At 71.4% G+C, this 20,654-nt stretch carries 18 protein-coding genes and 1 tRNA gene; 12 read left to right on the top strand and 7 right to left on the bottom strand.

Translation table 11 applies throughout. The annotated features are described in order from the left end of the window. Positions 1–160 precede the first annotated feature (160 nt). Positions 161–4,189 carry a Pls/PosA family non-ribosomal peptide synthetase gene (locus tag ACFYZE_RS17400; protein ID WP_388994070.1) on the top strand — a complete coding sequence of 1,343 codons (4,029 nt, stop codon included), beginning with the start codon at positions 161–163 and terminating at the stop codon, positions 4,187–4,189. A 7-nt stretch (positions 4,190–4,196) separates the two neighbouring features. Continuing rightward, on the top strand, positions 4,197–4,907 hold the full coding sequence (locus ACFYZE_RS17395; protein WP_388994067.1) for a BPL-N domain-containing protein: 711 nt from the start codon (positions 4,197–4,199) through the stop codon (positions 4,905–4,907). A gap of 69 nt (positions 4,908–4,976) precedes the next feature. Here the strand turns inward: ACFYZE_RS17395 and ACFYZE_RS17390 are convergent, their stop codons facing one another. Beyond that, on the bottom strand, positions 4,977–6,230 hold the full coding sequence (locus ACFYZE_RS17390; RefSeq protein ID WP_388994064.1) for a PTS transporter subunit EIIC: 1,254 nt from the start codon (positions 6,228–6,230) through the stop codon (positions 4,977–4,979). Between the two features lie 288 nt (positions 6,231–6,518). Here ACFYZE_RS17390 and ACFYZE_RS17385 point away from each other — a divergent pair, with 288 nt between their 5' ends. The 4 genes from ACFYZE_RS17385 to rdgB all read left to right on the top strand — a co-directional run bounded on the left by ACFYZE_RS17385 (position 6,519) and on the right by rdgB (position 8,737). Further along, positions 6,519–6,752, top strand: a complete 234-nt coding sequence (locus ACFYZE_RS17385; protein ID WP_043440579.1) for a glucose PTS transporter subunit EIIB — start codon at positions 6,519–6,521, stop codon at positions 6,750–6,752. Positions 6,753–6,859: 107 nt separating this feature from the next. Continuing rightward, a complete protein-coding gene (gene rph / locus ACFYZE_RS17380; RefSeq protein ID WP_388994061.1) occupies positions 6,860–7,591 on the top strand; it encodes a ribonuclease PH in 732 nt (243 codons plus the stop codon). Between the two features lie 92 nt (positions 7,592–7,683). Then, entirely contained in the window at positions 7,684–8,085 is a 402-nt protein-coding gene (locus ACFYZE_RS17375; RefSeq protein ID WP_388994058.1) for a hypothetical protein, read from the top strand. A 49-nt stretch (positions 8,086–8,134) separates the two neighbouring features. Beyond that, positions 8,135–8,737 carry an RdgB/HAM1 family non-canonical purine NTP pyrophosphatase gene (gene rdgB / locus ACFYZE_RS17370; protein WP_388994055.1) on the top strand — a complete coding sequence of 201 codons (603 nt, stop codon included), beginning with the start codon at positions 8,135–8,137 and terminating at the stop codon, positions 8,735–8,737. Between the two features lie 64 nt (positions 8,738–8,801). Here the strand turns inward: rdgB and ACFYZE_RS17365 are convergent. The 4 genes from ACFYZE_RS17365 to ACFYZE_RS17350 all read right to left on the bottom strand — a co-directional run bounded on the left by ACFYZE_RS17365 (position 8,802) and on the right by ACFYZE_RS17350 (position 10,379). Continuing rightward, positions 8,802–8,884, bottom strand: a tRNA-Leu gene (locus ACFYZE_RS17365). Positions 8,885–8,926: 42 nt separating this feature from the next. Next, positions 8,927–9,520 (bottom strand): HNH endonuclease, encoded by a 594-nt coding sequence (locus ACFYZE_RS17360; RefSeq protein WP_388994052.1) that lies wholly within the window; start codon positions 9,518–9,520, stop codon positions 8,927–8,929. A gap of 135 nt (positions 9,521–9,655) precedes the next feature. Beyond that, entirely contained in the window at positions 9,656–9,997 is a 342-nt protein-coding gene (locus ACFYZE_RS17355) for a co-chaperone GroES (protein WP_181139332.1), read from the bottom strand. 43 nt (positions 9,998–10,040) lie between these two features. Continuing rightward, positions 10,041–10,379 carry a DUF3618 domain-containing protein gene (locus ACFYZE_RS17350; protein ID WP_388994049.1) on the bottom strand — a complete coding sequence of 113 codons (339 nt, stop codon included), beginning with the start codon at positions 10,377–10,379 and terminating at the stop codon, positions 10,041–10,043. Between the two features lie 184 nt (positions 10,380–10,563). Here ACFYZE_RS17350 and bcp point away from each other — a divergent pair, with 184 nt between their 5' ends. Next, entirely contained in the window at positions 10,564–11,031 is a 468-nt protein-coding gene (gene bcp, locus ACFYZE_RS17345; protein ID WP_388994046.1) for a thioredoxin-dependent thiol peroxidase, read from the top strand. Positions 11,032–11,113: 82 nt separating this feature from the next. On the opposite strand, the gene ACFYZE_RS17340 is transcribed toward bcp, so the two are convergent. Continuing rightward, positions 11,114–13,567: a transglycosylase domain-containing protein gene (locus ACFYZE_RS17340; protein ID WP_388994043.1), complete on the bottom strand. Its 2,454-nt coding sequence runs from the start codon at positions 13,565–13,567 to the stop codon at positions 11,114–11,116. A 202-nt stretch (positions 13,568–13,769) separates the two neighbouring features. On the opposite strand from ACFYZE_RS17340, the gene ACFYZE_RS17335 reads away from it, so the two are divergent. The 4 genes from ACFYZE_RS17335 to ACFYZE_RS17320 are packed head-to-tail and all read left to right on the top strand — an operon-like array spanning position 13,770 to position 17,471. Further along, on the top strand, positions 13,770–14,570 hold the full coding sequence (locus tag ACFYZE_RS17335) for an ABC transporter permease (RefSeq protein ID WP_388994040.1): 801 nt from the start codon (positions 13,770–13,772) through the stop codon (positions 14,568–14,570). Next, the gene (locus tag ACFYZE_RS17330; RefSeq protein WP_388994038.1) at positions 14,563–15,444 is read left to right on the top strand and encodes an ABC transporter permease; all 882 of its coding nucleotides are present in this window, start codon (positions 14,563–14,565) and stop codon (positions 15,442–15,444) included. The genes ACFYZE_RS17335 and ACFYZE_RS17330 overlap by 8 nt, the downstream gene beginning before the upstream one ends. A gap of 10 nt (positions 15,445–15,454) precedes the next feature. Continuing rightward, positions 15,455–16,555, top strand: a complete 1,101-nt coding sequence (locus ACFYZE_RS17325; protein WP_388994035.1) for an ATP-binding cassette domain-containing protein — start codon at positions 15,455–15,457, stop codon at positions 16,553–16,555. A 10-nt stretch (positions 16,556–16,565) separates the two neighbouring features. After that, positions 16,566–17,471 carry a DUF1707 domain-containing protein gene (locus tag ACFYZE_RS17320; protein ID WP_388994032.1) on the top strand — a complete coding sequence of 302 codons (906 nt, stop codon included), beginning with the start codon at positions 16,566–16,568 and terminating at the stop codon, positions 17,469–17,471. Between the two features lie 217 nt (positions 17,472–17,688). On the opposite strand, the gene ACFYZE_RS17315 is transcribed toward ACFYZE_RS17320, so the two are convergent. Next, positions 17,689–19,020 (bottom strand): SGNH/GDSL hydrolase family protein, encoded by a 1,332-nt coding sequence (locus ACFYZE_RS17315; RefSeq protein ID WP_388994030.1) that lies wholly within the window; start codon positions 19,018–19,020, stop codon positions 17,689–17,691. Between the two features lie 246 nt (positions 19,021–19,266). On the opposite strand from ACFYZE_RS17315, the gene ACFYZE_RS17310 reads away from it, so the two are divergent. Beyond that, positions 19,267–20,604, top strand: a complete 1,338-nt coding sequence (locus tag ACFYZE_RS17310) for a DUF445 domain-containing protein (protein ID WP_388994028.1) — start codon at positions 19,267–19,269, stop codon at positions 20,602–20,604. The last annotated feature ends 50 nt before the right edge of the window (positions 20,605–20,654 follow it).

Genomic DNA, 20,654 nt, shown 5'->3' with positions numbered 1-20,654 from the left:
GTCGTCTGTCCTATTGCGTCTTCTTGCATCCTCTTACGTCTTCTTGCGTCCTCTTGCATCCTCTTGCGTTCTCTCAGCTTCTTCTCAGTGACGCCTGCACAGGCTGGAGAGGTCACCGGGACGAGCGAGAACCTCCACGAGCCGAAAAGGAGGAGCCCCGATGGCCTCCCACGCCTGCGCCCGACCCACCGTCAGGACCAGAGGCCACACCGGACCAGGGACGCCGCGTTCCCTCGGCCGGCTGTACCGCTACTTCGAATCCGCCTGCGACCGCAGCCCGTCGGCCGTGGCGCTGGAGTGCGACGGGCAGCGCCTGACCTACGCCGGCCTCGACGCCCGCGCCAACCAGGTCGCCCACCACCTGCGCCGGCTGGGTATCGGCCCGGGCGCACGCGTGGCGCTCATGGTGCCGCGCTCGGTGGAGATGTACGCGTGCCTCCTGGGCGTCTGCAAGGCCGGGACAGCGTTCGTGCCGGTCGATCCGGAGGCACCGCCGGACCGCGTCGCCTTCATCCTGGCCGACGTCGGCGCCGCCGCCCTGCTCACGACCTCCGCTCTCGCCCCCGGGGCGCCGAGGCGGTGCCGGGTGATCGAGACCGACACCCTGGCCCACGACCTGGCCCGCCTGCCCACCACACGTCCGCCCGCCGCCGAGCCGGATGAGGACGACCCCGTGGCCTACGTCATGTACACCTCGGGATCCAGCGGCCGCCCCAAGGGCGTGGAGATCGCTCAGTCGAGCATCTGCAACTTCCTCCGCGTGGTGACCCCCGTCTACGGCATACGCCCGGACGACCGGGTGTACCAGGGCATGACCCTGTCGTTCGACTTCTCCATCGAGGAGATCTGGCCGACGTGGACGGTGGGTGCCACGCTCGTCGCCGGACCGGCCGGACCGGGACGGCTCGGCGACGAACTCGCCGACTTCCTCGATGAGCAGGCCGTCACGGTGCTCTACTGCGTGCCCACGCTGCTGGCGACCCTTCCGCGGGACGTGCCGCGGATCCGCGGCCTCCTCGTGGGCGGCGAGGCCTGCCCGGCGCCGCTCGCCGAGCGGTGGAGCAGGCCCGGCCGCCGCGTCCTCAACACCTACGGACCCACCGAGGCCACCGTCACCGCGACCTGGAAGGAACTGCGCCCGGGCCGGCCCGTCACCATCGGGCGCCCCTTGCCGACGTACTCGGTGGTGCTGCTCGACGAGCGGCTCCGCCCCGCGCCACACGGCGCGACCGGCGAGATCTGCCTGGGCGGCCCGGGCCTCGCCCGCGGCTACGTGGGCCGCCCCGACCTGACCGCCGAGCGTTTCATCCGGCACCCGCTGGCCCCCCGCGGCGGCCGGCTCTACCGCACCGGGGACCTCGGCCGCATGACCGCCGACGGGGACATCGAGTACCTGGGCCGGGCCGACGCCGAGGTGAAGGTCCGCGGCCACCGGGTCGCCCTCGACGAGATCGACAACGTCCTGTTGGAGGACCCAGACGTGGCCGCGGCGGTCACCACGCTGGTCCCGGTGCCCGGCGCGCGAGCCGATCAGGGCCCGGACGGCAAGGCTCTCGCCGCCTACGTCGTCCGCGCCGGCGGCCCCCATGCACCGGACGGCGCCCGGGACGACGACGCGTTCGCCGCCCGCCTCCACGAGCGTCTGCGCCGCATGCTGCCCGCGTACATGGTGCCGTCGTTCCTGGACGTCCTCGACCGGCTGCCCGTCATGCCGAGCGGCAAGGCCGACCGCAGCCGGCTGCCGGTCCCGACCGGCAGACGGCTCGCGTGCACCGGTCGGGTGGTGCCCGCCCGCGACGTCCGGGAGACCCGCGTCCGGGACGCCTGGTCCCAGGTCCTCGGCATCCCCCCGGACCAGCTGTCCGCCGAGGCCGACTTCTTCACCGATCTCGGCGGCCACTCCCTGCTCGCCGCCCGGGCCGTCTCCCTGCTGCGCGGCCGGGACGGCGAACCCGGTCCCACCCTGCGCGACCTCTACGAACACCCGACCGTCCGCGCGCTCGCCGCCCGGCTGCGCAGCAGGGAGACGGCCATCCCCGCCACCAGCGAACCGCCCCGCCCGCCACCGCTCCGCCACGGCCGCGCCCGGATCGCACGCGCCGGGCTCGCCCAGGCCGCGGCGATCGACATCGTGCTGCTGCTGTTCACGCTGCCCTTGGCCGTCTCGTTCGCCGTCCGTAACGGCCAGGTCTCGGGCTGGGCGGTGGCCGAACCCGCGATCGCCGTGCTGACCGGCTACACCGCCCTGCGCTGGCTGCTCCCCGTCGTCCTGGCCCGCCCCCTCGCCGCGCGCATCACCCCCGGCCGCCACCCGCTGTGGGGGGTGGTCTACCTGCGCCTGTGGGCGTTGGACCTGCTGCTCGGCATCAGCCCGCTCCGGGTGCTCAGCGGCTCGCCCCTCATGGCGCCCTACCTGCGGCTCCTCGGAGCCCGCATCGGGGCCCGCGCCACCATCGCCACCGGCCTGATCACCCTGCCCACCCTGCTGAGCGTCGGCAGCGACACCGCCGTCGGCTACGGTGTCTGCCTGCGGCCCTGGCAGGTCGCCGACGGATGGGTGACCGTCGCCCCGATCACCATCGGTGAGCGGGCCTACGTCGGCGCGGGGGCGGTCCTAGAACCCGGCGCCCGCATGGGCGACCGCTCCGCACTCGGCGAGCAGTCCCTGCTCGGCCCGGGCGAGCCGGTCCCCGCCGGGGCGCGCCGAGCCGGATCACCGGCGCGCCCGGTCGATGCCCTCGCCCCGGCCGTGGAAACCATGCTGGCCGGGCCCTGCGACACCGACCGCCGACGGCCACGGCACCTGGCCGCCGCACTGCTCGGTCTGCTCCTGCTGGAGGCCGCCCCGCCCGCGATGATCCTGCCGTCCTCCGCCCTGGTCCGGTGGGCCTGGCTGCGCTGGGGCGGGGGCGCCGGAGCGGCCGCCGCCGCGCTGTCCGGACCGCTGCTGGTGGCCACGGTGTGCACGGTGGTCGCCGTCGGCAAGCGCCTCGTCCTGCCCCGGGTACCCGTCGGCATCCACCCCGCGCGCTCCTTCCTCGGCGTGCGCAAGTGGGTCGCGGACAAGCTGCTGGAGTACAGCCTCACCTTCACCAACTCGCTGTACGCCACCCTCTACACCGTGTCGTGGCTGCGGCTGCTCGGCGCGCGCGTCGGCCGGGGCGCCGAGGTGTCCACGGCCGCCCACGTCGACCCCGGCCTGCTCACGCTGAAGGACGGCAGCTTCGTCGCGGACATGGCGAGCATCGGGTCCGCCGCCTTCGCCGCGGACCGGGTGGCGTTCGGGCCCACCGAGGTGGGCAGCCGCGCGTTCGTCGGCAACGCGGCGCTCGTCCCGGCAGGAACGGAACTCGGAGCGGGCTCCCTGGTGGGCGTGGGCACCGTCCCGCCGCCGGATCGCGTCCCCGAGGGCACCACCTGGCTGGGCTCGCCCGCGCTGCGGCTTCCGGTGCGGCAGAGCAGCGGATCCTTCCCCGAGGAGCTGACCTACCGGCCGACCCGCAGGGCCGTGCTGGGGCGCCTGGGCATCGAGTTCTTCCGCGCCACCCTGCCCGCCTCCCTGCTGGCGGCCGGCGGCTGCCTGTTCCTGTCGGCGCTCTCCGCCCTCACCCGCCGGGCGGGCGTGCCGGTGGCGGTGCTGGTGTCACCGCTGCTCGCCATGGGCGCGATGGGCGCCGTCATCGCGTTCTGCGCGCTGGTCAAGCGCGTCGTCGTCGGGCGGTACCGGCCGCGCGTCGCACCGCTGTGGAGCCTGTTCGTCCGGCGCACCGAGTTCGTCACCGGCCTGTTCGAGGCCGCTGCGGTCCCGGCCGGAGTGGGTATGTTGGTGGGAACGCCCTTCCTGCCGCCGGTGCTCCGCCTGTTCGGCGCCCGCATCGGACGGCGCACCTGGATCGGCACCACCTTCCTCACCGAGTTCGACCTGGTGGAGGTGGGCGACGACGCCGCGATCGGAACCCACGTCTCCCTGCAGACCCACCTGTTCGAGGACCGGGTCATGAAGATGTCGAAGGTGACCGTCCGGTCCGGAGCGAGCATCGGCACCCGCGCGATCGTGCTGTACGACGCGGTGGTGGGCGAGAGCGTCCGGCTCGGGGCACTGTCCCTGGTCATGAAGGGGGAGCACCTGACGCCGGGGACCAGTTGGCGCGGGCTCCCCGCCGAGGGCGTCGCGCATTCGGGGCGGTGAGGAAGGCGTGGCACACGCCGATGCGTCCGGCGCCGGGCGGCGTGCGCTCGCCCTCGTCTACCGGGGGCCGGCCAGTCTGCCCGGATGCCCGGAGGCGGTCGCGGACCTGCTCACCGCCGGCCCCTGGGACCTGGACGTCCGCTTCACCGGGCCGCGCGAGGCGGTGCCGTTCTCGGCCGGGTCGCTGTCCCGGGCCCTGGTGTACGCCCAGCCGGGCGGCGGCACGCTCTCGCGCGCCTACCGCAAGCTGCGGCGGCAACGCGACGCGATCCGCGACTTCGTCCGGGGCGGCGGGCGGTACGTGGGCTTCTGCCTGGGCGGCTATCTGGCCGGGGCCACCCCCGGGTTCGGGCTGCTGCCCGGGGACACCGACCAGTACATCTCCTCGCCGGAGTGCACGGTCCACGACGAGAGCGACACGCTGGTCGGGGTGGTGTGGCGGGGTCGGCCCCGGACCTTGTTCTTCCAGGACGGGCCTTGCTTCGTCCTCGACGAGACCGCCGCGGCGGCGGACACGCGGGTGCTGGCCACGTACACGAACGGTCTGCCCGCCGCTCTGGTGACCCGCTTCGGCGCCGGCCTGGTGGCGGTCACCGGCCCGCACCCGGAGGCCACGACCGACTGGTACACGGACAACAGTCTTCCGGTTCACGACACCCGTGACCTGGCGGTGGACCTGGTGAGCGCGGCGCTGGAGGGCGTGGCACCGGAGGGCTGACACACGCACAGCAGGGCCCCGGAACCACGGGGTAGGTGGCTCCGGGGCCCTGCCGGTACTACTGGACCGTCATGCCTTGGTCAGGTCCTCGACCTCCTCCTCGGGCTCGCGGCCCGGGGTGGTGAGGTTGAACTTGACGATGGTGAACCGGAAGACGAAGTAGTAGATCGCCGCGAACACCAGGCCGATCGGGATGATCAGCCAGGGCTTGGTGGCGAGGTTCCAGTTCAGCAGGTAGTCGATCGCACCGGCCGAGAACGTGAAGCCGGCGTGGACGCCGAGCGCCCAGGTGATCGCCATGGACAGCGCGGTGAGGACCGCGTGGATCCCGTAGAGCACCGGCGCGATGAACATGAACGAGAACTCGATCGGCTCGGTGACACCGGTGACGAAGGACGTCAGCGCGAGCGAGATCATCAGGCCCATGACGGCCTTGCGGCGCTCGGGGCGGGCGGTGTGGGCGATGGCGAGCGCGGCGGCCGGCAGACCGAACATCATGATCGGGAAGAAGCCCGACATGAACTGTCCGGCGGTCGGGTCACCGGCGAAGAAGCGGTTCAGGTCGCCGTGCACGATGACACCCGCGGAGTTCTTGTAGTCGCCGATCTGGAACCAGGAGACGGCGTTCACGAACTGGTGCATGCCGACCGGGATCAGCGCGCGGTTGATCAGACCGAACAGACCCGCGCCCACGGCGCCGAGACCGGTGATCCACTTGCCGACGTCGGAGATGCCGTTGCCGATCGGCTCCCAGACCAGGCCGAAGAAGACGCCGAAGAGCGTGCCGACGAACGCCATGATGATCGGGACGAGCCGGCGGCCGTTGAAGAAGCCGAGCCAGTCGACCAGCTTGGTGCGGTGGAACCGCTGCCACAGTACGGCGGACAGCAGACCCAGGAGGATGCCGCCGAGGACGCCCGGGTTGTTGTACGTCGCCTCGACTATCTTGCCGTTCTCGATGTGCTGCTCGCTCAGCGGGAACGCCTTGAGGACGTTGCTGTAGACGAGGAAGCCGACCAGGGCCGCGAGCGCGGTGGAGCCGTCCGACTTCTTGGCGAAGCCGATCGCCACGCCGATGCAGAAGAGCAAGGGCAGGTTGTCGAACACGGCGCCGCCCGCGGTCGCGAAGACGGACGCGACCTTGTGCCAGCCGAGTCCGTCGTCGCCGAACACGTCGGGCTGGCCCAGCCGGAGCAGGATGCCCGCCGCCGGCAGCACGGCGATCGGGAGCTGCAGGCTGCGGCCGACCTTCTGCAGGCCCTGGAACAGACCGGAACCCCGCTTCTTCGCGGGGGCCGCCGTTGTTGCGGTGGCGGTGCTCATACTTCCTCCATGTGCCGGGGCTGCCGGGGGACGGGAAGGGGGGGGTGGAACGGGGGTGAAGCAGCCCCGTGTGGTCTACACCACCTGTGGTGTAGACCTGTTGTAGCACGGTGAAGGCGCGATAAGGAACCCATGAATTCTGTTGCCTCGGACAGACAGGGAGCAAATGCCGCACTCGTGATAAAGGCCACGTAGGCGGGCGCGGTGTTCCCGCCCGGCGCTTTGCGGCCGTTCCCGGGGTGGTGTAGACCAGTTTCGACACAGCGGTTCGGCTCAGGGAGTAAGGACATGGCCAGCAAGGCTGAGAAGATCGTTGCCGGGCTCGGCGGCATCGACAACATCGACGAGATCGAGGGCTGCATCACCCGGCTCCGCACCGAGGTCCACGACGCCTCGCTGGTCGACGAGGCCGCCCTGAAGGCCGCCGGCGCCCACGGCGTCGTCAAGATGGGCACCGCCATCCAGGTCGTCATCGGCACCGACGCCGACCCGATCGCCGCGGAGATCGAAGACATGATGTGAGCCACCGGCTCACGCGGACTCACACACCAGTACGCATACGCCGATGGCCAGGGGCTTCTCCCACCGTGGGAGAAGCCCCTGACGCAGTTGCGGATAGGCTCGGCGCCATGTCTCGAATCGACGGCCGTACCCCCGAACAGCTCCGCCCGGTCACCATCGAGCGCGGCTGGAGCAAGCACGCCGAGGGCTCCGTCCTCGTCTCCTTCGGCGACACGAAGGTCCTCTGCACCGCCTCCCTCACCGAGGGCGTGCCGCGCTGGCGCAAGGGCAGCGGAGAGGGCTGGGTCACCGCGGAGTACGCCATGCTGCCCCGCTCCACCAACACCCGCGGCGACCGCGAGTCGGTCAAGGGCAGGATCGGCGGCCGTACGCACGAGATCAGCCGCCTCATCGGCCGCTCCCTGCGCGCCGTCGTCGACACCAAGTCGCTCGGCGAGAACACCGTCGTCCTCGACTGCGACGTCCTCCAGGCCGACGGCGGCACCCGCACCGCCGCCATCACCGGCGCTTACGTGGCGCTCGCCGACGCCGTCGCCTGGGCGCAGCGCAGGAAGCTCGTCAAGGCCACCCGGCAGCCGCTGACCGGCACCGTGTCCGCCGTGTCCGTGGGCATCGTGGCCGGCGTGCCGCTCCTCGACCTCTGCTACGAGGAGGACGTCCGCGCGGAGACCGACATGAACGTCGTCTGCACCGGCGACGGCCGCTTCGTCGAGGTCCAGGGCACGGCGGAGGCGGCACCCTTCGACCGCGGGGAACTGAACGCCCTCCTCGACCTCGCGATGGCGGGCTGCGAACAGCTCACCGCGATCCAGCGGGCGGCGCTGGACGCAACCGCGTAGCGCGGTACGGCGTTTTCAGGAGTGAACCCGGGTGGGGCGCACGGACGACACCGCGCGCCCCACCCTCACCACCACCGAGAGGGAACCGCTCCATGGCCGCGCGCCACCGCCGACGCACCGCCACCGCCGCTCTCGCGACCGTCGCCGTCCTCGCCGCCGTCGGCGCGAGCGCGGGCTGCGACGCCGTGAACAAGGCCATCGACTGCGTCCAGACCGCCGACGCCATAGCCGACAGCGTCACCGGCCTCCAGCAGGCCGTCGAGAACGCGGCGAACGACCCGACGCAGACGGACGACGCCCTCGACTCCATCGAGAAGAACCTCGGCAAGATCAGCGACAAGACGGACAACGTCGACGTCAACAAGGCGGTCGACGACCTGCACAAGGCGGTCACCGGTGTCCGGGACGCCATGAAGAACGGCGACAAGACCCCCGACGTGGCCCCGGTGACGAACGCGGCGGGCGAACTGACGAAGGTCTGCACGTCCTCCTAGCCCCGCAGGCGGGCGCCGAGGCCGCGCACCGCCCACGGATACTGGTCCCATGACCCGCCTGATCCTCGCCACACGCAACGCCGGAAAGATCACCGAACTCAGGGCTATCCTCGCCGAAGCGGGCCTCCCGCACGACCTGGTCGGCGCGGACGCCTACCCCGACATCCCCGACGTCAGGGAAACCGGCGTCACCTTCGCCGAGAACGCCCTCCTCAAGGCCCACGCCCTGGCCAAGGCCACGGGCCTGCCCGCGGTGGCGGACGACTCCGGCCTGTGCGTCGACGTCCTGAACGGCGCGCCCGGCATCTTCTCCGCCCGCTGGGCGGGCCGCCACGGCGACGACAAGGCCAACCTCGACCTGCTCCTCGCCCAGCTCGCGGACATCGACGAGCCCCACCGCGGCGCCCACTTCGCCTGCGCGGCGGCCCTGGCCCTCCCCGACGGCACGGAACGGGTGGTCGAGGGCCAACTCCGCGGCACCCTCCGCCACGAGCCCACCGGCACGAACGGCTTCGGCTACGACCCGATCCTCCAGCCCGAGGGCGAGACGCGCACCTGCGCGGAACTGACCCCCGACGAGAAGAACGCGATCAGCCACCGCGGCAAGGCGTTCCGCGCGCTGGTACCGGTGGTGCGGGAACTGCTGGGCTGACGCAGGCTGCGCGAAAGGCCCGGTCCCTTACCTGGACCGGGCCTTTCGTCATGCCACGTCTGTGTGCGGTCGGTGGGACTCGAACCCACACGGGATTTCTCCCACGGGCTCCTAAGGCCCGCGCGTCTGCCATTTCGCCACGACCGCGATAAAACGGACACTCTGTCTTCCTGTGTCGTTTCGCGTTGCTCAGTGTACGGGTGGGTCCGGATGCTTTGTACGGCGCCCGACTTTCTGGCGGCACCATGTGGCTGTCAGGGCATGGCAGTTCGGGCACAGATACCTCAGGTTCTCGACGCGATTGTCCAGCCAGTCACCGTTGATGTGGTCGATCTGGAGTGTGATCGGTTGCCCCAGCCACTGGCCCGGGTTTCCGCAGGTGGCGCACTGACAGGGAATCCCTGAATCTTGCAAGGCCGCATGCAGCCGTGCCCGGTTCGGACGCGCGGATCCGGGCGGAAGGACCACAAGTACCTTCTCCCTCATGGCCGTGCGCGGGCTTGTCTGCACTGAGCCCCAGGGGCGTCGAGTGAAGTGGCTTGTGTCCAGGCCGAGCTCGGCGACCTTACGGCGGATGCGTCTGTGATTCGTGTCGTTCACGTCGAGTTTCAGGGCGCGCATGAGATCGGCGTAGCTCGTGGCTGAGGGTACCGCCAAGCGCAGCTCGCGCCGCTGTCCACCGCTCGGCTTGAGCCCCAGTCGGCGCATGAGGTCATTCCAGGTATGGGAGCCGGCGACTGCCTCCGCGAGCGTGTTCCGTTGGTACTTGTCCGTCGTGGCCATGCCCCCTCCGATCTCGACCGCGCGTTCGCGATCTCGTACGGAGTAACGAACCGCTCATCGGACAGTCACGGAAAGGCACGGCAAAAGGGGCTGGTGACGATGGTCACCGGCCCCTTTCGGGTGAACGCCGTTGATCTACAGGTACAGCCCCGTGGAGTCCTCCGCCCCCTCGAAGCGGTCCGCCGCCACGGCGTGCAGGTCGCGTTCGCGCATCAGGACGTAGGCGATGCCGCGCACCTCCACCTCGGCGCGGTCCTCGGGGTCGAACAGGACCCGGTCGCCCGGCTCCACGGTCCGTACGTTCTGCCCGACCGCGACGACCTCGGCCCAGGCGAGGCGCCGGCCCACGGCCGCGGTCGCGGGGATCAGGATGCCGCCGCCGGAGCGGCGCTCGCCCTCGCCGGTCTCCTGCCGCACCAGCACGCGGTCGTGCAGCATCCGGATGGGCAACTTGTCGTGGTGGGTCTTCTCGCTCACGCCCTGAACCTACCTGCCTTCGACGGCCTCGCGCGCGGCCGGGTCAGTCCTTGCGCCGCCGGGAGCCCAGCGCGAACAGTCCCACGACACCGACCACGACCAGGGCCACGGGCACGATGCGCTCGAGGCGCGGCGCGCCCTCCTCGGTGACCAGCTGGCCCTTGACCTCGCTGACGACCCGGTTGACGCCCACGTAGGCCCGCCCGAGCGTGTGGTCGATGTTGGAGACGACCTTGGCCTTGGCGTCCCCGACGATCGTCTTCGGGTGTACCCGGACGCCGATCTCGTCGAGCGTCTCGGCCAGCGTCTCGCGGCGGCGCTTGATGTCCGCCTCGATCTCGGCCGGAGTCCTGGTGTCCGGTGTGCTCGACGTGTCCGTCACCGCGCTTCCTCCGTGGTCGTGTGCGGCGTGTTCCGCGCAATTTTCGTGATTCTGTGGTCGACAGTCTGTCAGCTCTGTGCCGAACGCACTCCTCGGCACCCCCGTGGAGGGCCCAGAAGCAGATTAGGCTCATCGGGTAACCCGCGTGATCCGCGTGACCCGCCCCTTGCCCCGTGAGGTACCGATGAGCGAGCGACTCCAGCCCGGCGACACCGCCCCCGCCTTCACCCTGCCGGACGCCGACGGCAACGAGGTCTCCCTGGCCGACCACAAGGGCCGCAAGGTCATCGTGTACTTCTACCCGGCTGCGCTCACCCCTGGCTGTACCAAGCAGGCGTGCGACTTCACGGACAACCTCCACCTGCTGGCGGGCGCCGGCTACGACGTCATCGGCATCTCCCCGGACAAGCCGGAGAAGCTCGCGAAGTTCCGCGAGAAGGAGTCCCTGCGGGTCACCCTCCTCGCCGACCCGGACAAGAAGGTGCTGGAGGCGTACGGCGCCTTCGGCGAGAAGAAGCTGTACGGCAAGACGGTCGTCGGCGTCATCCGCTCCACGGTGATCGTGGACGGGGACGGCAAGGTCGAGCGCGCCCTGTACAACGTGAAGGCGACGGGCCACGTGGCGAAGATCATCAAGGATCTGGGCATCTGACCGTCCCGCCTCCCACGTATGCGGACGGCCCGCACCGGTGTGATCCGGTGCGGGCCGTTCGCACACGGCGAGGACCCTGCCGCTACGACCTCCGGCCCTGCGCGCTCAGCGCCCCGCTGGTCGTCCCGCCGTTCCCCGTCGTGCCGCCGTCCCCGGTGGTCCCTCCGGTGCCGGTGGTGCCGCCCGTGCCCGTCGTGCCCCCGGTGCCGGTCGTGCCGCCGTCGCCGGTGGTGCCTCCGTTCCCCGTCGTGCCGCCACCGCCCGTGGTGCCGCCCGTCCCCGTCGTGGCGCCGCCGGTCGTGGTGCCGCCCGTGCCGGGTGTGCCGCCCGTCGTCGTACCGCCCGTGCCCGGGGTGCCGCCCGTCGTCTGCCCCTGGGTCTGGCCCTGGTTCTGGCCCGGGGTGCTGGACTGGCCGCCTGTCGTGCCGCCGTTCGACTGGTCGCCGGTGGTGCCCGGCTGCTGGTCCCTGGGCCCGGTGCTCGGAGGCTCCAGCGTCTGGTCCGCGCCCGCCTGGAGCTGCAGGTCGAAGTCCTTCACCGGCTGCCCCTGCAGCGCGTCCTTGGTGAACTGCGCCCAGATCTGCGCGGGCGCGCCGCCGCCGTTGATGCGGGGCACGCCCATCGCGCCGTAGAGCGACTCGTGCTTGCCGGTGTCCGGGTCCTGGCCCATCACCGCGACCACGGTGGCCAGCTGCGGGGTGTAGCCCGCGAACCAGGCCGCCTGGTCCTCCTCGGCGGTGCCGGTCTTGCCGGCGGCGGGCCGGCCGGCGCCCTGTGCGGCGGTAGCGGTGCCGTTGTCGACCACGCTCCGCAGGACCGACGTGGTGGTGTCCGCCGCCTCCCGGCTGACCGCCTGCTGCGTGGACTGCTGCGGAAGCTCGATGCTCTGCGTGCCGTCGCTGACCTTCTCGACCAGCGTGTACGTGCCGTGCTTGCCGTGGTTGGCGAGCGTCGCGTACGCCTGCGTCATGTCGAGGACGCTCGCGGTGGCCGTGCCGAGCGCGATCGACGGGTACGGCTGCAGGTCGGGCGTGTTCGCGGGCAGGCCCAGGCGGATCGCGGTCTGCTTGACGCTGGACGGGCCGACGTCCACGGCCATCTGCGCGTACACGGCGTTCACGGACTTGTCCGTGGCCTTGCGGACGGTGATCGGGCCGTAGGAGACGTTGTCCTCGTTCTCCGGCGCGTACGCCCCGCCGGACCAGCCCTGCACGGGCCGCTTGTCGGTGCCGTCGTACACCGTGTTCGGGGTGATGGTGACGCCGTCCTGGGTGCGCGAGGCGTTCTGCACCGCGGAGGTGAACACGAACGGCTTGAACGTGGAGCCGACCTGGTAGTCGCGGCGGGTCGCGTTGTTGACGTACTGCTTGGTGTAGTCGATGCCGCCGTACATCGCGACGACCTTGCCGGTGGCCGGGTCGATGGCGGCGCCGCCGGCGCGGACGTACCGGTCGACCTTGTTGTTCTTCTTGTCGAGCTTGCTCATCACCTGGTCGTCGACGGCCTTGACGAAGGCGTCCTGCTTGGACTTCTCCAGCGTGGTGGTGATGCGGTAGCCGCCGCGGGCCAGGGTGTCCTCGTCGATGATCTTGTTGCTGGTGAGGTAGTCCTTGATCGCCTCGACCAGGTAGCCGCGCTGCCCGGACATGCCGGAGGCGTGGACCTGCTGGCGGGGCGTGGGGAAGGTCTCCTTCTGGCGCTCGGTGGCGCTCAGCCAGCCCTTCTTGACCATGCCGTCGAGGACGTAGTTCCAGCGGGCCAGGGCCGCGCCCTTGTTCTCGGGGTGCGCGATCACGTCGTACTCGCTGGGCGCGTTGAGCAGGGCGGCGATGTAGGCGGCCTGGCCGACCGAGAGGTCCTTGGCGTCCACGCCGTAGTAGGCCTGGGCCGCGGCCTGGATGCCGTAGGCGTTGCGGCCGAAGTAGCTGGTGTTGAGGTAGCCCTCGAGGATGTCGTCCTTGCTCTTCTCGCGGTCGAGCTTGATCGCGATGAAGAACTCCTTCACCTTGCGGGTGACGGTCTGCTGCTGCTCGAGGTAGTAGTTCTTCACGTACTGCTGGGTGATCGTGGAGCCGGACTGCTTGCCCTTGCCGGTGGCCGTGTTCCAGGCGGCTCGGACCATCGCCTTGGGGTCGACGGCGGACTCGGTGTAGAAGTCGCGGTCCTCGGCGGCGAGCGCGGCGTGCTGGGCGGCCTTGGAGATCTGCGCGAGCTTGACGTTCTCGCGGTTGACGGTGCCGTCGCGGGCCAGCTCGCTGCCGTCCGCGTACAGGTAGACGTTGCTCTGCTTGGTGGCCGCCGCGTTCGCCGCCGGGATCTTGACCGTGTAGTAGCCGAGGGCGAACAGTCCGACCAGGAGCAGCAGGCCCACTACGAGGGTGCCGAGCACCGTCTTCCAGGTGGGGACCAGCCGGCGCCATCCCGTGCGCCTCGGCCGCTTCGGGCCGTCGCCGGGAACCGCGGCGACAGGCGCCGTCCGTGGTTCTTCGGACGCCACGACCTGGCTGCTCTTCTGCGGCTGTGGCTCGTCGCTCATCGTGGTGCCGGACTCCCGTTTCGCGTCGTACGTTCCCGTACGTCCTCGTACGCCATCTGCATCCCCTGATGAAGACTGTCGCACCTTGCGTTCCAGTTCCCGGCACGAGGGACGTTCCGTGCGGGAAAACGTGTGGTGCGCCACTTCGTCCGCGCGCTAGGCTCCTGCGCTTCGCCCGGAACGCGTCGAAGGGAGGACTTCCGTGGGGGCAGGGCGGTTGTACGCCGCTGTCGCCGCCGGTGGTTTCCGGAGGTACGCGACCTATCGGACCGCGACCGCGGCGGGGGTGTTCACCAACACAGTCTTCGGATTGATCTTGGCATACACCTATCTGGCCCTGTGGCACGAAAGGCCGCACCTGGGGGGTTACGACGAGGGCCAGGCGCTGACGTACGTGTGGACGGGTCAGGCGCTGCTGATGACGGTCTCGGTGATGGGCGGCGGTTTCGAGGACGAGCTGATCGAACGCATCCGCACCGGCGACATCGCCATCGACCTGTACCGGCCCGCCGACCTTCAGCTGTGGTGGCTGGCCGCGGACGCGGGGCGGGCGCTTTTCCACCTGCTCGGCCGGGGCGTGGTGCCACTGGTGGTGGGCGCGCTGCTGTTCCCGCTCGCGCTGCCCACGAGCCCGCTGACCTGGCTGGCCTTCCTGGTCGCGGTCGGGTTCGGGGTGGTGGTGAGCTTCGCGATCCGGTTCGTCGTGGCGCTCTGCGCGTTCTGGCTGCTGGACGGGGCGGGGGTGGCCCAGTTGTCCTGGCTGCTGGCGGTCTTCTGCTCGGGCATGCTGCTGCCGCTGAACGTCTTCCCCGGCGCGCTCGGCGAGATCGTCCGCGTGCTGCCCTGGTCGGCGCTGCTCCAGGCCCCCCTGGACGTGCTGCTCGGCACGGCGGATCCCCTGCCCACCTATGCCTTCCAGGGCGCCTGGGCGGTGGTGCTGCTGGCCGCGGGGCGGCTGGTGCAGTCGGCGGCGACCCGGCGGGTGGTGGTCCAGGGTGGCTGAAGGGCATCTGCGCCGCTCGTCGGACCGGGAGCGCACGGAGGCGTACGGGGAGGGGAGGACGTACGGCCGGGTGCGCGAGGGGCTGCGCGCCTACCGTCTGATCACCGCCATGTGGATCCGCTCCACGATGGCCTACCGTGCCTCCTTCGCGATGACCACGGTCGGCAACTTCGTCGGCACCGCGCTGGACTTCGTCGCGATCATGCTGATGTTCTCGCGGATCGACACGCTGGGCGGCTACAGCCTGCCGGAGGTCGCGTTCCTGTACGGCCTGTCCGCGACCGCGTTCGGTTTCGCCGACCTCGCGCTCGGCTCGATGGACCGGCTGGGGCGGCGGGTGCGCGACGGCACGCTGGACACGCTGCTGGTGCGCCCGGTGCCGGTGCTGGCGCAGGTCGCCGCGGACCGCTTCGGGCTGCGCCGCCTCGGCCGGGTCACCCAGGGGGTGCTCGTCCTCGGGTACGCCGTCGCCGCCCTGAACGTCTCCTGGACTCCACTGAAGGTGCTGATGGTCCCGCTGGCGCTGGCGAGCGGCGCCGGGATCTTCTGCGCGTTGTTCGTGGCGGGCGCGGCGTTCCAGTTCGTCGCGCAGGACGCCTCCGAGGTGCAGAACTCCTTCACCTACGGCGGGCAGACGCTGTTGCAGTACCCGCCCACCGTGTTCGCGAAGGAGTTGCTGCGCGGAGTGACGTTCGTGCTGCCGCTCGCCTTCGTCAACTGGCTGCCCGCGCTGTACGTGCTGGGGCGGCCCTATCCGCTCGACCTGCCGTCCTGGGTGGCCTTCGCCCCGCCGCTGGTCGCGGCGGGCTGCTGCGGGCTGGCGGGGGTGGCGTGGCGGGCGGGACTGCGTTCGTACCGGAGTACGGGGAGCTGAGGGACAACTCATGGACAGCGTGGACGGCGGCCCCGACCGCGACGGCCGGCGCGAGGACGGCCGGTTCATCGAACTCGACCGGGTCGAGAAGGTCTTCGACGTGCGCAAGAGGACCGGGTTCCTCAAGAGCGAGCGGCGGCAGGTGCGGGCCGTGGACTCGATCTCCTTCACCGTGGCGCGCGGCGAGATGGTCGGCTACATCGGGCCGAACGGCGCCGGGAAGTCCACCACGATCAAGATGCTGACCGGGATCCTGACCCCGAGCGGCGGCCGGCTGCGGGTCGCCGGCATCGACCCCTCCCGGGAGCGGACCCGGCTCGCGCAGCGCATCGGCGTGGTCTTCGGGCAGCGTACGACCCTGTGGTGGGACCTGCCGCTGATCGACTCCTACCGGCTGATGCACCGCATGTACCGCATCCCGGACGCCCGTTACCGCGAGAACCTCGGCCGCCTGGTCGAACTGCTCGAGCTCGGCGCGCTGCTGGACGTGCCGGTGCGGCAACTGTCGCTGGGCCAGCGGATGCGCGGCGACATCGCGGCGGCGCTGCTGCACGACCCCGAGGTGCTGTACCTGGACGAGCCGACGATCGGGCTGGACGTCATCTCCAAGGTGAAGGTGCGGGAGTTCCTGCGGGAGGTGAACGCCGAGCGCGGTACGACGGTGCTGCTGACCACGCACGACCTGCAGGACATCGAGCAGTTGTGCTCCCGGGTGATGGTCATCGACCACGGCCGCCTGATGTACGACGGCCCGCTCGCCGGGCTGCACGAGGTCGGCGACAGCGAACGCACCCTGGTGGTCGACCTGGAGCGGGAGCTGCCGCCGATCCAGGCGCCCCCCGCGCGCGTGGTGCGGGTGGAGGGGCCGCGGCAGTGGCTCGCGTTCCCGGCGTCACAGTCGGCGGCGCCGCTGGTGGCGCGGGTCGCGGCGGAGTACCCGCTGGTGGACCTGTCGGTGCGGGAGCCGGACATCGAGGCGGTGATCGCGAAGATGTACGCGGAGAAGCACGCGGAGAGGCACGCGGAGAAGCGGACCGAGGTGCACGCGGAGAAGCACACCGAGGAGTCCGGTGAGGGCCGCGGCGTGGTCCGGGACGCCGCGAACTCGTAGGCTGACGCCCATGACCGACGCTGTGTCTCACGGGGGAAGCGACGAGCAGCGGCCGGCGCCGCACACCCCGGTCCCGGATCCGGATCTGCGCGCCTCCGACGCCGATCGTGAACGAGTCGCCGAGGTCCTCAGGGACGCCCTCGCGGAGGGCCGTCTCGACATGGAGGAGTTCGAGGAGCGGCTGGAGGCGACGTACAAGGCGCGGACGTACCGCGAACTGGCGCCGATCACCAGGGACCTGCCGGTTGCGGGTGCCACGCCGCCGGCCGTGTCCCTGACCAAGGAACCGGTGCAGAGCGGCCGTTGGGCCGAGCGGATCACCGGTGGGGAGGGGTCGTCCACGTGGGCGGTCGCCGTGATGTCCGGGTTCCAGCGCAAGGGCCGCTGGCGGGTGCCCAGGCGGTTCAACTGCTTCGCCTTCTGGGGCGGCGGTGAGATCGACCTCAGGGAGGCGGACTTCGCGGACCGCGAGGTCGAGATCAACTGCGTCGCGATCATGGGCGGGATGAACGTCATCGTGCCGCCCGGCGTCGAGGTGGTCGTGCGCGGCATCGGCATCATGGGCGGCTTCGACCACCGTGAGGAGGGCGTGCCGGGGGAGCCGGGCGCGCCGCGCGTGGTCGTCACCGGGTTCGCCTTCTGGGGCGGGGTCGGCGTCGAGCGCAAGCTGACCAAGGCCGAGCGGCAGCGGCTGAAGGAACGGCGGCGCCAGGAGAAGCTGGAGCGCAAGGCCGGTCGCGGGGAACTGGAGAACTCCCCCCGTGAAGGCCTGGAGGGCCTGCTCGACGCCCACAGGGCGCTCGAGGAGCACCGCGACTGGATGCGCGAACGCCGCGAGGAGCGGCGGGAGGAGCACCGCGAGCGCCGTGAGGCGCGGCGCGAGGAACGCGACCGGCGCCGTCACGGCGGCTGGTGAGCGGTTACGCCCGCGCGGGCGTCGGGTGAGTGCCGCAGCGCGGGGCGCGCCGGATCCGGGCGCTTCGTACCCGGAGGCGTTTGGGCCCCAGCTCCCGGTGCGAGTGGCCTGAGGAGCGGAGCGAGGGGCACCGTGAGCGCCGTGAGGCGCGGCGCGAGGAACGCGACCGGCGCCGTCACGGCGGCTGGTGAGCGGGATCGCGGCTCGGTGAGCCGGGTTACAGCTCGGCGGGCGCGGCGCCCTTGAGCGAGGTCAGGTCGACGGCCTCCGCCATCCTCCGGAACCCCTTGTCGCTGGGGTGGAGGTGGTCGCCCGAGTCGTAGTCGGAGCGCAGCCGGCGCGGGTCGTAGGGGTCGCGCAGCGCCCGGTCGAAATCGACGACCGCGTCGAACACGGTGCCCGAGCGGATCCGCGCGTTGACGGCCTGGCGCACCCGCTCCCGGTCGGCCCGGTAGACGTGGTGGCCCTTGAACGGCATCAGGGTCGCGCCGACGACCCTCAGGCCGCGTGCGTGGGCCTCCTGGACGAGGGTGCGCAGCCCCGTGGTGATCCGGTCCGGGTCGGCCCGGCCGGGGTTGTGCAGGATGTCGTTGACGCCGAGGTCGATGACGACGACCTTGACGTTCGTGCGCCCCAGCACGTCGCGGCCGAAGCGGCTCAGACCGCTCGGGTTGTCGGCCGGCCGGCCCCCGCCGCCCGCCAGGACCTCGTTGCCGCTGATGCCCTCGTTGACCACGCTGTAGCGGGGCACGCCACCCGATCCGGCTGCCTGGCGCAGCCGCTCGGACAGCACGTCCGTCCAGCGGCGGTCGGCTCCCACGGTGGAGGTGATGCCGTCGGTGATCGAGTCCCCGAGCGCGACGACGGTGCCCGTCGCCTCGTTGCTGAGCAGGTCGACCGCGGTCAGATAGCGCCAGGAGAGGGTCGGGACGGTGAAGGGGGCGCCGCTGGTGCCCTCGGTGCGGTCCCCCTGGGCGGCGTAGGAGACCTGCCGGGCGTGCCGGTGGTAGGTGACCGGGCCGGACGGGGTGGGGGAGTAGGTGGTCACCAGCACGTCCGCGTCGCGCGGGACGACGATCCGTACGGCGTCGCTGACCACCTGGCCACCGGGCGCGATGACGACCGAGGGGAGGCCGCCGAAGGTGAGCCGGCGCATGCTGCCGTCGGCCGCCCGGGCGGTGTCGTCCGCGGCGGCGAGGGCGATCGAGGCGTGCGTGATGCTCAGCGGCTGTCCGCCGTGGAGATTGGACAGCGTGATGCGGGCACTCGTCCCGCCGACGCCGACGTGTACGACGTTGCGGACGGACCTGCCCGCCATGCCGGTCGCCCGGGTGCCGGGCTCGGCCCCGGACGGCGAGGCCGCCCAGGCGCCCACCCAGATGCCGGTGGAGGCGGGTTCGGCGGCGTTCGGCGGGGTGGGGTGGTCGGCGACGAGCGTGCCACGGCGGCCGCCGTCACCGGCCGTGACGCCGATGTATATGGCGGCCGAGACGGTCAGAACGATCGTCAGGACAGCCGCCAGCAGGGCATAACCGTGTTTCCTGGTCACGCGGTTGCGTTGTCTCCTAGGGGGAGCGGAGCCCGGAGCTCCGTATTGATCATTTCTCATGATGCGTCATGGGGCGTAGAGGAACCGGCGCGGCCCTGGGCCGGCCCCTTGGGGGAAACCCCCGACGTAACCATGGAAAGCCCCCGAATCTTCCCTCTCCGGACAAGACGTCGGGAACTCCTGTTCCGTTCCATGAGTCGGTCGGGAAGGGACAATGTGTACGGGGGACGCGGACGGGTGGAGTGGATGGAACGGACGAAGACGGACGACGAGGTGACGGTGCGGCAGCCGTCCGGCCCGGGCGTCGCCGCAGGCCGGGCGATGACGTCCTTCAGCCCTGCCGACGAGGAGAAGCGCCGGGGCGTACGCCGGATGAAGGGCACGGCGACCGGGCTGCTGCTGCTGGTCGCGGTGGTGTACGCGCTGGCCAGATGGGCGCAGAACACGGGCGCGGGGCCCTGGGCGGGCTATGTGGCGGCGGCCGCCGAGGCGGGCATGGTCGGCGCGCTCGCCGACTGGTTCGCGGTCACGGCCCTCTTCCGTCATCCGCTCGGCCTGCCGATCCCGCACACGGCGATCATCCCGAACAAGAAGGACCAGCTCGGCGTCTCCCTCGGCGAGTTCGTCGGGGAGAACTTCCTGTCCCAGGAGGTCGTACGGCAGCGGCTGCGCGCCGTCGGCATAGCGAGCCGTCTGGGCGCCTGGCTCGCCGAGCCGGAGCACGCCGACCGGGTGACGGCCGAGCTGGCGACGGCCCTGCGCGGGGCCCTGACCGTGCTGCGCGACTCCGACGTGCAGGCGGTGGTCGGCGAGGCCATCACCCGCCGCGCCGACGCCCAGGAGATCGCGCCCGGGCTCGGCAAGCTGCTGGAGCGCGTCGTCGCGGACGGCGGCCACAGGCGGATCGTCGACCTGGTCTGCGCCCGCGCCCACGACTGGCTCGTCCTGCACGACGACCAGGTGATGGCCGCGGTCCAGGGCGGCGCCCCCGGCTGGACGCCCCGCTTCGTGGACAAGAAGGTCGGTGAGCGGGTCTACAAGGAGCTGCTCCGCTTCGTCACCGAGATGCGGGACGCGCCCACGCACCCCGCGCGCGGCGCCCTCGACCGGTTCCTCGCCGACTTCGCCTCCGACCTGCAGTCCGACACCGACACCCGGGCGCGCGTGGAGCGGCTCAAGGGCGAGGTGCTGGGCCGCGGCGAGGTGCAGGACCTGATCGCCTCCGCCTGGACGGCCGTACGATCCATGATCGTCTCGGCGGCGGAGGACGAGCGCAGCGAGCTGCGGCTGCGGGTGCGGGCGTCGCTGCTGTCGCTGGGCGCCCGTATGGCCACCGAGCCCAGGACGCAGGGCAAGGTGAACTCCTGGGTGGAGGGCGCCGCGGTGCACGTCGTGACGACCTACCGCAGGGAGATCACCTCCCTGATCACGGACACGGTCGCGAGCTGGGACGCCGGCCACACCACCCGCAAGATCGAGGCGCACATCGGCCGTGACCTGCAGTTCATCCGGATCAACGGCACGGTGGTGGGTTCGCTGGCCGGGCTGCTGATCTACACGGTGTCGCGGGCGCTGGGAGCGTAACCGGCGCCGGTGCGGGAACCCGGGGCGCATGCGGCGTCACCCCGACGCCC

It is taken from the genome of Streptomyces sp. NPDC001796, from assembly GCF_042892355.1.
Classification (GTDB): domain Bacteria; phylum Actinomycetota; class Actinomycetes; order Streptomycetales; family Streptomycetaceae; genus Streptomyces.
The sequence above is the reverse complement of the archived record's forward strand: the minus strand, read 5'-3'. Positions and strand labels throughout refer to the sequence as shown.